The organism is Leeuwenhoekiella palythoae, from assembly GCF_900130045.1.
Lineage (GTDB): Bacteria > Bacteroidota > Bacteroidia > Flavobacteriales > Flavobacteriaceae > Leeuwenhoekiella > Leeuwenhoekiella palythoae.
Genome location: NZ_FQXT01000004.1, coordinates 617,372 through 629,897 on the forward strand (window position 1 = coordinate 617,372; position 12,526 = coordinate 629,897).

The window sequence follows — 12,526 nt, forward strand, 5'->3', positions numbered from 1 at the left end:
TTAAAAAAGTATCAAGCAGTTAAAAAAGAATAATTTTCGACATAAGGTATTATGGCAAGAGATAATGATAAGAATGCAGTAAAGAGATTTGATCAAATCTCTATTGGTCTTGCATCTCCTGAAGCGATTTTGGCTGAATCGCGCGGAGAGGTGTTAAAACCAGAAACTATAAACTACCGTACGCACAAGCCTGAGCGTGATGGTTTGTTCTGTGAGCGCATCTTTGGTCCTGTAAAGGATTATGAGTGTGCTTGTGGAAAATATAAGCGTATACGCTATAAAGGCATTGTTTGTGACCGTTGTGGTGTAGAAGTTACTGAGAAAAAAGTACGTAGAGATCGTGTTGGACACATCAACCTTGTAGTGCCTGTTGCACACATCTGGTACTTTAGAAGTTTGCCAAATAAAATAGGGTATCTTTTAGGTCTTCCGTCTAAGAAATTAGATATGATTATCTATTATGAGCGCTATGTAGTTATTCAGCCTGGTATAGCTAAGAATGAAGAAGGAGAGGAGCTTAAGAAGATGGACTTCCTTACGGAAGAAGAATACCTAAATGTTCTTGAGTCTATTCCTCAAGAAAATATGTACTTAGAAGATAGCGATCCTAATAAGTTTATCGCTAAAATGGGTGCAGAATGTCTAGTTGATTTATTAAGACGTATTGATCTTAATGAATTGTCTTATGATTTACGTCATAAAGCTAACAATGAGACTTCAAAACAACGTAAAACCGAAGCTTTAAAGCGTCTTCAGGTTGTAGAATCTCTGCGTGATGCTAATAAGAATCGCGAGAATCTACCTGAGTGGATGATTATGAAAGTGGTTCCTGTAATTCCACCAGAATTACGTCCACTTGTGCCACTTGATGGTGGTCGTTTTGCGACTTCAGATTTAAATGACCTTTACCGTCGTGTGATCATTCGTAACAACCGTTTGAAGCGTTTGATGGAAATCAAGGCTCCAGAGGTGATTTTACGTAATGAGAAGCGTATGCTTCAAGAAGCTGTAGATTCACTATTTGATAACACCCGTAAATCTTCAGCGGTAAAAACCGACTCAAACCGTCCTTTAAAATCACTTTCTGATTCCTTAAAAGGTAAGCAAGGTCGTTTCCGTCAAAACTTACTTGGTAAGCGTGTAGATTATTCTGCGCGTTCGGTGATTGTTGTTGGACCAGAATTGAAACTTTACGAGTGTGGTCTGCCTAAAGATATGGCAGCAGAACTTTACAAGCCTTTCGTGATCAGAAAATTGATCGAAAGAGGAATTGTAAAAACCGTAAAGTCTGCTAAAAAGATTATAGATAAAAAAGAGCCAGTGGTTTGGGATATCTTGGAGAACGTTCTTAAAGGACATCCGGTATTGCTAAACCGTGCTCCTACGCTTCACCGTTTAGGTATTCAGGCGTTCCAGCCTAAGCTTATTGAAGGTAAGGCGATTCAGCTTCACCCATTAGTGTGTACGGCATTTAACGCCGACTTTGATGGTGACCAGATGGCGGTTCACTTACCATTAGGTCCTGAAGCTATCTTAGAAGCGCAAATGTTAATGCTTGCTTCAAACAATATTCTAAACCCTGCTAACGGTGCTCCTATTACTGTACCTTCTCAGGATATGGTATTGGGTCTATATTATATGACTAAAGCACGTAAGAGTACTCCTGAGCATCCTATTTTAGGAGAAGGAATTACTTTTTACAGTGCAGAAGAAGTTGTTATTGCGCACAACCAAAAGCGTGTAAATATTAACGCTAACATTAAAATACGTACTAAAGATTTCAATGAGAACGGTGAGTTAGTTTACCAAATCATCGATACTACAGTGGGTCGTGTATTATTTAATGAAAGCGTACCGGAAGAATGTGGGTACATCAACGAAGTATTGACTAAAAAGTCACTTAGAGATGTTATCGCACGTATTCTAAAATTAACCAGTGTTCCGCGTACTGCTGAGTTCCTTGACAGTATCAAGACACTAGGATATACTTTCGCATTTAGAGGTGGATTGTCGTTCTCACTTGGGGATATTATTATTCCTGCTGAGAAATACGAAATGATCGAAGAGGCGAATACTCAAGTAGACGGAATTATGTCTAGCTATAACATGGGTCTTATCACAAATTCTGAGCGTTATAATCAGGTAATTGATGTTTGGACATCAACTAACGCATCGTTGACCGAATTGTCTATGAAGCGTATCCGTGAGGATCAGCAAGGGTTTAACTCAGTGTTTATGATGCTTGACTCTGGGGCTCGTGGTTCTAAGGAGCAGATTCGTCAGTTGACCGGTATGCGTGGTTTGATGGCTAAGCCTAAAAAATCTAACGATGGTGGTGGTGCTATTATTGAAAACCCGATTCTTTCTAACTTTAAAGAAGGGTTATCAATTCTTGAATACTTTATCTCAACGCACGGTGCTCGTAAGGGTCTTGCGGATACGGCACTTAAAACGGCAGATGCGGGTTACTTAACACGTCGTCTGGTTGATGTATCTCAAGATGTAATTGTAAACAGTGAAGATTGTGGTACATTAAGAGGTGTTGAAGTTTCTGCGCTTAAGAAGAATGAGGAAATCGTTGAAACACTTGAGGCTCGTATCATTGGTCGTATTGCGTTAAACGATGTGGTTAACCCACTAAACAGTGAAGTTATTGTTGAGGCTGGTGCAGAAATTACTGAAGAATTAGGTGCTGAGATTTCTAAAGCTCCAATCGAAAGTGTTGAAGTACGCTCTCCGTTAACTTGTGAAGCTAGTAAAGGTATTTGTGCTAAATGTTACGGGCGTAACCTAGCAACCAATAAAATGGTTCAAATGGGTGAAGCTGTGGGTGTTGTTGCTGCTCAATCAATTGGTGAGCCGGGTACTCAGCTTACACTACGTACCTTCCACGTGGGTGGTATTGCAGGAAACATTTCTGAGGAAAACAAAGTGGTTTCTAAATTTGATGGTCGCCTTGAGATTGAAGATCTTAAGACTGTTGAAGGGGAAGCTCCTGATGGTTCAACTTCACAAATCGTTATTTCACGTACTTCTGAAGCAAAAATTGTTGATGCTAAAACCGGAATCTTATTAAGTACTAATAACATTCCTTACGGTTCTCAACTCTTTATGAAGGATGGAGATAAAGTTGCAAAAGGAGATACCATCTGTACTTGGGATCCATTTAACGGTGTGATTATTTCAGAATTCGCCGGTAAGATCAAGTACGAAAATATAGAGCAAGGAGTTACTTACCAAGTAGAGACTGATGAACAAACCGGTTTCCAAGAGAAAGTAATTTCAGAATCTCGTAACAAACGAATGATTCCTACCTTACATATTATGGGTAAAAAAGACGAAGTAATTCGTTCTTATAACTTACCTGTAGGTGCGCACTTAATGGTAGATGATGATGAGAAAATTAAAATAGGTAAGATTCTCGTTAAGATTCCTCGTAAGTCTGCAAAGGCAGGGGATATTACAGGGGGTCTTCCACGTGTAACTGAATTATTTGAAGCACGTAATCCTTCAAACCCTGCTGTTGTAAGTGAGATTGATGGTGTTGTTTCTTTCGGTAAAATCAAGCGTGGTAACCGTGAGATTATCGTTGAGTCTAAACTTGGTGAGGTTAAGAAATACTTAGTGAAGTTATCTAACCAGATTCTTGTTCAAGAAAATGACTTTGTGAGAGCTGGAATGCCACTATCTGATGGTTCTGTAACTCCAGAGGATATCTTAGCGATTAAAGGACCTTCAGCGGTTCAGCAGTACTTAGTAAATGAAGTACAAGAAGTTTATCGTTTACAGGGTGTGAAAATTAACGACAAGCATTTTGAAGTAGTTGTACGTCAAATGATGCGTAAAGTTAGAATTCAAGATCCGGGTGACACTATTTTCCTAGAGAATCAGTTGGTTCATAAAGATGATTTCATCACTGAGAATGATGCAATCTTCGGAATGAAAGTTATTGAAGATGCAGGTGATTCTGAAACGCTTAAAGCGGGACAAATCATTTCACCTCGTGAATTACGCGATGAAAATTCAATCTTGAGAAGAGAAGATAAAAACCTTGCAACTGCTCGTGATGTTGTAGCTGCTACGGCAACTCCGGTATTACAGGGTATTACAAGAGCTTCGCTTCAGACGAAATCATTCATCTCTGCTGCTTCCTTCCAGGAAACAACTAAAGTACTTAACGAAGCTGCGGTAAGCGGTAAAGTTGATACTTTAGAAGGGCTTAAGGAAAATGTAATTGTAGGTCATAGAATTCCTGCAGGTACAGGTTTGCGTAGATACGATAAGATTATCGTAGGAAGTAAGCAAGAGCTTGAAGAACTCAATGCTGCTCGAGAAGAGGTTAATTTTAATTAATAATTTATATCAAAAACAGCTTCAGAAATGAAGCTGTTTTTTTATACCTAATAGGGAAAGATGACTGAAGATGAAAAAAATAAAAATGGGCAATTAAATATTGAGCTTGATGAGAATGTTGCGCAAGGTCAATATTCTAATTTGGCTATAATTAATCATTCGGTTTCAGAATTTGTGGTTGATTTTATCAACATCATGCCGGGAACTCCGAAGAGTAAAGTGAAGTCGCGCATTATTTTAACTCCACAACACGCTAAGCGACTTGCCAAGGCTTTACAGGAAAATGTAAAGCGTTTTGAAAAGGCTCACGGTGAAATCAAAGATTATGAAAAGCAACCCATACCATTGAATTTTGGTCCAACAGGACAGGCTTAATCAAAAGTTAATAATTGATCAAAATAGAAAAACCTGAGATTATTCTCAGGTTTTTCTATTTTATAGAGTAAAGCTTTCTAGATGTTAGATGTGTATAAGCTTGCTTTATATTATCATTATTTTAGAACTCGTACGAGCCTATTTAAACAGTCTTTATAGTTTGGTCAACAACTATTGTGTCGTTGAATTTATATGGGTTTTAAAGTCCTTATTTGAACTCAGACACAAAATGCAACTTTACGTTTGGATATTTTTGCTGAGTCATTTGTAGTGTGAATGGGGAATCAGCTAAAAATACTAACTGTCCTCTTTTATCTTTAGCCATAAAGCGTTGCTTTACTCGTAAGAATTCTTTGAACTCCTCACTTTTTGGATCCTTAGGTTCTACCCAGCAGGCCTTGTGTACGCTTAAGGGTTCGTAGGTGCATTTAGCCCCATATTCGTGCTCCAATCGATATTGAATAACTTCGTATTGAAGTGCGCCCACCGTACCAATTACCTTTCTTCCATTAAGCTCGAGTGTAAATAGCTGGGCAACGCCTTCGTCCATTAATTGGTCGATTCCCTTTTCTAACTGCTTAGATTTCATAGGGTCTGCGTTATTGATATATCTAAAATGTTCTGGTGAGAACGCAGGAATTCCTTTGTAATGAATCTCTTCCCCTTGCGTTAAGGTGTCTCCGATTTTAAAGTTTCCAGTGTCGTGAAGTCCTACAATGTCACCGGGATAGGAAATATCAACGATTTCTTTCCGCTCTGCGAAAAATGCATTAGGACTTGAAAACTTTAATTTTTTGCCATTTCGCACGTGTAAATAGGGCGTGTTTCGCTCAAATACTCCGGATACGATTTTCACAAAGGCTAATCTGTCGCGGTGTTTAGGATCCATATTGGCGTGGATTTTAAACACAAAACCTGTGAAGTCCTTTTCTTCAGGTTTTACAATACGCTCTTCACTTTCTTTTGGTCGAGGAGGTGGTGCTATAGAAATAAAGCAATCAAGTAGTTCGCGTACGCCAAAATTATTTAAAGCAGAACCAAAAAATACAGGTTGTTGTTCGGCTTTTGAATAAGCTTGTTGATCAAAATCAGGATAAACACCGGTTACTAATTCTAATTCTTCGCGTAATGTTTCGGCAGACTCGCTGCCAATCAGTTTATCGAGTTCTGTTGAACTTATATCTTCAATCTCAATGGTTTCTTCAATGTTTTTTCGGCTGTCACCACTAAATAGATTGACGTTCTTTTCCCAAATATTGTAAATTCCTTTAAAGTCATATCCCATACCAATAGGAAAGCTTAGAGGAGTCACGTTAAGATCTAATTTTTGCTCAATTTCATCTAAAAGTTCAAATGCATCTTTTCCTTCACGATCAAGTTTATTTACGAAGACAATCATTGGTATTTTACGCATTCTACAAACCTGAACTAATTTTTCAGTTTGTTCCTCAACCCCTTTTGCAACATCGATAACTACGATCACACTATCAACAGCGGTTAAGGTTCTGAAAGTATCTTCGGCAAAATCCTTGTGACCGGGAGTATCAAGAATATTTATTTTAGTACCGTTATATTCAAAAGCCAGCACAGAAGTCGCTACCGAAATCCCACGCTGACGTTCAATTTCCATAAAGTCGCTGGTAGCTCCTTTTTTTATTTTGTTCGATTTTACTGCGCCAGCTTCTTGAATCGCTCCACCAAAAAGTAATAATTTTTCAGTAAGTGTGGTTTTACCGGCGTCAGGGTGAGAAATGATACCAAACGTACGTCTACGGGCAATCTCTTTTTTAATACTCATAACTCCAAATTTAAGTCGGCAAATATAAGCTTTGCCTACGTAATTAAAGATTTATTCTTGTTGATCTAAGTATTGTTGTATGATGGTTTTGAAGACTGTGAGCTTATGATTTTAGTTGTGATTTGTAGGATTAAACTTGTATAATTTAGGGTTAGGCGGTGTTTGTAACTGTTTTTTATCGATGATATTGTGTTTATGTCTAAAATAGATGTGTTAAGCTCTAAGCAGGTAAAACGATTAATATCTTTGTTATCCCAACTTAAATACGTTCTTAAATTCGCTTCAATATATATTTATTGAGTCAGAGTGTATTAAGTTGAATCTTCCCCTAAGGTAAAAGGATTTTGCTGTAATCATTTTGAGTAAAATTTCAATAGAAATATATGTTGTTTTGAAACATTTAATTCTAGCAATACGTATACTCGACGATTTATATCAATAATCATGATAAACAATACCTTACTCAACTTTTTATTCTCTTACCCTAGATTAATCATCACAATTACAATGCTCACATTGTTTACCAATGGGGTGATTGCACAATCATCTGTTTCTTTGACCTACAGTCGGGATTTAGATCATTCTTTGTCAGAAACAATTCAATATTACACTATAGATGTAAGCAATATTAATAGTAGCAAAACGACTTATGAGTTGACAGCTGCGTTGGTTGATTGTAATGATGGAAGTTTAGCGGATAAAGAAGTTCAATTTGAGCTTAATTCGGAAGCTGGTGCTGTAATTAATTCAATCACCGTTGATGCAGCATCCAAAGCTACATTTACTTTAAAAACGACTAAAATTGATCTTGATACAACTTCTTGGAGTTGTGTTGAAATCCAACTTATACCGAAGGGAGGATTGCGCTCTCAAGGAGGTTCTGTTGTGATAAAACAATTGAATCCCGGTAATTCCAACTCCAAATAGATAATACATGAAAATAAAAATTACTCAATCTATTTTTTGGTTTTTATTTCTAAGTTTTTCTTTAACCGCCACAGCGCAGTTAAAGAATTCTTTTGATGTACGTTATTCTGAAACCTTGCGTGGGAATTTTACAGCTATTGCTAACAATATGATGTCTGTAAATGCCACAACTGCATATAACGGGGGCGAGGGTAACCATAACCTTACCGATAATGTTTATGTTGATATTGATGGCGATAATTCAACTTTCAATTCTAGTAGTGCCGATCTAGGCTCTGTTGGTAATGGTAGTTGTGTTCAGATCGTTAAAGCCTATTTGTATTGGACAGCTGGAGATAAAGAAATTATTTATGACAATAATAAAACAGCAGATAATAGACCAGATTGGGATTATGACGATATAAAACTGAAATTACCAGGTCAATCTTCTTATACTACCTATACTGCAGATGAAGTTTTGTATAGAGGAAGGGATGAGCATTTTCAGAACGATCCTTATGCATGTGTTAAGGATATTACTTCTCAAGTTAAGTCCTTGGGAACAAATTATACCGGGACTTATACTGTAGCCAATGTTGAGGCTAAGACAGGGACTATTATTGGTCATGGTGCTGGAGATAGAATTGGAGCATCTGCCGGTTGGCAGATCGTTTTTGTTTATGAGAATAGTGATTTACCTAGTAGGAATATTACATTATTTGATGGTTTTGCTAATGTAACTCGTAATTCAGGTCAAAATAATTATGATATTGTTGTTAATGGTTTTCAAACTGTGCCCAATGGAGCTGTAAATGCTGATGTCGTTTTTGGTGCATTAGAAGGAGATCGTGATCTTACCGGGGATAAATTGCAAATACGCAATACTTCGAATAGTTTTGCAAACATCTCAACAGCAAAAAGGCCAGAGGACAATTTCTTTAATAGTAGGATCACGCGTTATGGTCAAGATGTGACTAACCGTAATCCGGCTAGTACAAATACTCTTGGTTTTGATTCTGGTGTTTTTACCTTAAATAACCCAAACAATTCTCTTTTAGCGAATAATCAAACACAAGCCGTGTTTAGGTTAACTTCTAATCAAGAAACGTATAGCATGTATATGCTAGGTTTTGCTGTAGAAGTTTATGAGCCAGAACTTGAGCCAATGTTATTGACTACAGCATTGGGTAATAATCCTAAGGTATATGTTAATCAGGAGTTTGAAGTAAGTTTTGATGTGAAGAATTATGGTAATGATGATATGCGTGATTTGCGTATTAATTATACATTACCGAGTAGTGTGGAATATGGAGGGACTTCTAATCTACCTTCTGGGGTAACCGCTGCATACAATGCATCTTCAAGAATTCTGACATTCAGTGTGGCTGATAATTTAGTTGAAGATACTGATGATAAGTTTACCTTGTTATTTAGATTAAATGTTTCGGAGAATTGCTCTGTTGCAGGCTCAACTTTTGCCATTCAAACAAATGCTACCTACAAGGGGGTATTAAATTCTACGCAGAAAACGAGTTTGTCTTCGACAGAAACAACTGGTTCTTGTCAAATAGGCAATAATGAGGCGGTTATTGTGAGTATAGCTGCAGATTCTTGCGCAGATTATTGTACAGGTATAGATACAGATGGGGATGGTGTTCCTGATAATTGTGATGATGATGATGATAATGATGGGATTCTAGATGCATTTGAAGGAAATGCTTCCACGGCAGTTTTAGCAAACCCGACTCAGAGTACAGTAAATGACTTAAATACTAGAGGAACCGGAGTTTTTCCATTGAAACCTAATGGTTCTGCAAGTTTGCCTAGTGGAGGTGTTACTCTTGAGGTGATTGAAGGTTTTAGCCCTAGAACTAATTCAAGTCAAGAGCAACAGTGGAGAATTTATCAACCGCCACCAGTAGCAAGTAGTACAATAAATATCAATGGTGGAGAGGTGCCATTTGAAACTAAATATTTAGATCTGCGTGGTGTTCCGCGTAATGCGTACGAGCGAACTATTAAAATTGATTATGGTACCTCTGCCGAAGCATTATCTTCTGAAACTGAAAAGTACACTTTTATAATTGGTATAGCGGGGCTTGGCGGGTCTGAGTACCAAGAGGTAGGTGGTGAAATGGGGTATGATATTTCAAGTGTGCCTTTGCGTGTGATAGGTAATGTTGATGTATATAGTACAGGGCTTTATTCTCAGTTTAATGGAGCTTCGCCTCCAGTTACTAATGATATTGGGAATACAGTTTCTACTAATCCCCCAAGATCTCAAAAATCAAATGGATATACATTTTTCTATGTAACTCGAGAAGTTTCTAATTTTGAAATTGAATTTAAAGGAAACGACCCTCATGGATTTATCTTCGGAGTTCTAACCGAAACCTATAGAGATACTGATAATGATAAGATTGTAGACTCTAAAGATACAGATTCTGACAATGATGGTTGCCCTGATGCTATTGAAGGAGCAGGTACTTTTAATAAATCTGATTTAACTGCTGATTTAAATTTAGCCAACACACCAGGTGGTGTTGATGAAAATGGTGTGCCTACTCTTGCTGGCTCTCCACAAGATAATACACAAGCAGTAATTGATAGTTCTATAACCGCCTGTTTTGTACCCACGGCAGTTGATGATTCACGACAAGTAAGTGTCAATACCTCTCTAAATATAGATGTATTAACTAACGATGATTTTGGTGGGGATGGGCCGTCTTCATCACAACCATTAGTAATAACTCAGCAACCGGTTAATGGTTCTGTTGTTATTAACGACAACGGTACTCCTGCTGATTTGTCTGATGATACAATAGTCTACACACCAAATCAAGATTATGTTGGTACTGATACATTTAGATATAAAATTGTTGATCTTGATGTTGACGAGAGTGAGGCGACTGTTGATGTTACAGTTTCTGATGTTATTGTGGTACCTCCGGGAGAGCGTGGCTGTGACTGTGCGCCCTTATACAGTGAGACTAACTTTAGAGATGCTCAGCTAATTTCGGGTACGGCTGGTCAAGTTGGTGCTGTTTACAGGTTTTCAAATGTCTTTTCTGATAGTCCTGAGCCTATAGATGCGTTGGTGAGAATTGAAGCTTTGAGAAATGGAGCTTCTCTTGCAAGTATAGATGTGAATTCGCAAGGTGTTGAAAATAATTTTCAACCACAATTGAGAAGCTCGAATAATGGAGACCAGAACATAGAGTTCAATATTACTTTTGTGGAGTCTGGAGGTTCTTATGGTAATGAAGTAGTAATTTCATTTTTTGCTACTCCATTTGATATTGATGGTGATAGTGTCAGAACGCGTGAATATGCAGAACTTACACTATCTGATGCTTATTATCAGTCGGCTGCTACTTCAATTGATATTAACAGAAAACCAAATTCTGTAAGAGGTACAGCTAATAATCCTAGTACCGCTCCAGGAGGGGATATTTCGACCGATCCTAGGTACACTTTTAGTACCTATTATGAAGGTAGATCTTCTTTGAATTACACTATAGGTAAAGAAAACGGAAATATTGATCGTTACTACTCTTTAGCTTTTAGTAACGCAAACTATACAGACCCACAATCAACAATTGTGACAGCGCCTGTAATTTGTGGAAATGTTTCTGATGAAGATGGTGATCCTTTAGTAGGTGTAACTATTCAAATAGATGGCACCGATGGAAGCTCAACAACCTTAACTACGGATGCAAATGGTAATTATAGATATGCAACCGCTATACCCTCTGCTTTAGTTGATGTGCAATATACTATTGTTGAAACGGATCTTGAGAATTATGTAAGTATCGATGATGCTGAAGGAGATCCTACTGATAATACTATAATACGCGTTATAAATCTTATCTCATCTTGTCAGAACAATTTTGTTGATGATGGAAGGCCAGTGGCAAATGATGATACAGCCATTGCAAGTCCTATTCGTCCAGTGCAGCCTGTAGATATAGATGTGCTTGAAAATGATATTTTTGGTCCTGATGGACCATCAAATGGAACCATTACTATTTTAACGCAACCTGCAGTTGGAGAGGCGGTACTCAATGATGGCGGTACTCCAAATAATCCTATAGATGATTATATAACGTACAATCCTCCATTACTAAATTTACAGCCGGTTGAGTTTAAATATCAAATTTGTGATGCTGATGGTGATTGTGATGATGCTATTGTTCGTGTAAATATTTTAGATGACGCGCCAATAGCTGAAGATGATGACTTTACGGTTTCAGAGGATTCTCAAAATAATACATTAGATGTTTTAAATAATGATTATTTCGGAAATGATGGTGCTGGCTCAATATCTTTAGTCACTGGTGTATCTAATGGAACATTAACTTTAAATGATAGCGGTACGACTGGTGATATCACTGACGACTATTTTGTTTATACTCCTGATTCTGATTTCTTTGGAAATGATTCGTTTCAGTACCAAATCTGTGATGCTGATACGCCAATAGATAAACGTGAGTGCGATGTGGCTACGGTAAGTATTATTGTTGAAGCAGACCCAACACTTACCGTGGAACCTGTTACTGTTTCAGAAGGAGATCCACTAACTTTTACCTTTAGTATAAATGAGATTTCTGCTGAAGATATTGTTATACAAGTTAATACGTCAGATGATACCGCCGTTGAAGGCTTTGATTATACAGCTGCCGTAAATGAATTGATTGTAATTCCTGCCGGACAATTATCTGTTAACTATGTAGTAAATTCTCTTGAGGATAATACTTACGAGGGTACTGAATCCTTTAATATCTCTGGAGCTGTTCAAACTAATAATACTAGAAATCTTGTTGCAGAAACTATAGGTACCATCTTGGATGATCCGGACGACCTTCCGGAGGTAAGCATCAGTGATGTTACCGTTGCTGAGGGCAGTGAAGCCGTGTTTGTTGTAAGTATAGACAATCCAAGTACAGAAGATGTTGTAGTAGATGTAGTTACAGTACCCGGCAGTGCTTTAGCGGGCGATGACTATACCCCTGTAACGACCACGGTAACCATACCGGCTGGACAGACCAGTGTAGAAGTAGCTGTAAGTACGCTTAACGATGATTTATATGAAGG

The 12,526-nt window shown here is 37.8% G+C and carries 5 protein-coding genes; 4 read left to right on the forward strand and 1 reads right to left on the reverse strand.

All coding sequences use genetic code 11. The features are described from left to right. Window positions 1–51: 51 nt before the first annotated feature. The gene (gene rpoC, locus BUA96_RS13250; RefSeq protein WP_072983809.1) at window positions 52–4,353 is read left to right on the forward strand and encodes a DNA-directed RNA polymerase subunit beta'; all 4,302 of its coding nucleotides are present in this window, start codon (window positions 52–54) and stop codon (window positions 4,351–4,353) included. A 60-nt stretch (window positions 4,354–4,413) separates the two neighbouring features. Next, the gene (locus tag BUA96_RS13255; RefSeq protein ID WP_072983811.1) at window positions 4,414–4,728 is read left to right on the forward strand and encodes a DUF3467 domain-containing protein; all 315 of its coding nucleotides are present in this window, start codon (window positions 4,414–4,416) and stop codon (window positions 4,726–4,728) included. A gap of 208 nt (window positions 4,729–4,936) precedes the next feature. On the opposite strand, the gene BUA96_RS13260 is transcribed toward BUA96_RS13255, so the two are convergent. Beyond that, entirely contained in the window at window positions 4,937–6,526 is a 1,590-nt protein-coding gene (locus tag BUA96_RS13260; RefSeq protein WP_072983813.1) for a peptide chain release factor 3, read from the reverse strand. Between the two features lie 444 nt (window positions 6,527–6,970). Between BUA96_RS13260 and BUA96_RS13265 the strand changes: the two genes are divergently transcribed. Then, window positions 6,971–7,453 carry a hypothetical protein gene (locus BUA96_RS13265; protein ID WP_128755706.1) on the forward strand — a complete coding sequence of 161 codons (483 nt, stop codon included), beginning with the start codon at window positions 6,971–6,973 and terminating at the stop codon, window positions 7,451–7,453. A 772-nt stretch (window positions 7,454–8,225) separates the two neighbouring features. Then, window positions 8,226–12,526, forward strand: a 4,301-nt coding sequence (locus BUA96_RS13270; RefSeq protein WP_175546501.1) for an Ig-like domain-containing protein, incomplete at its 3' end; no start/stop codon positions are given.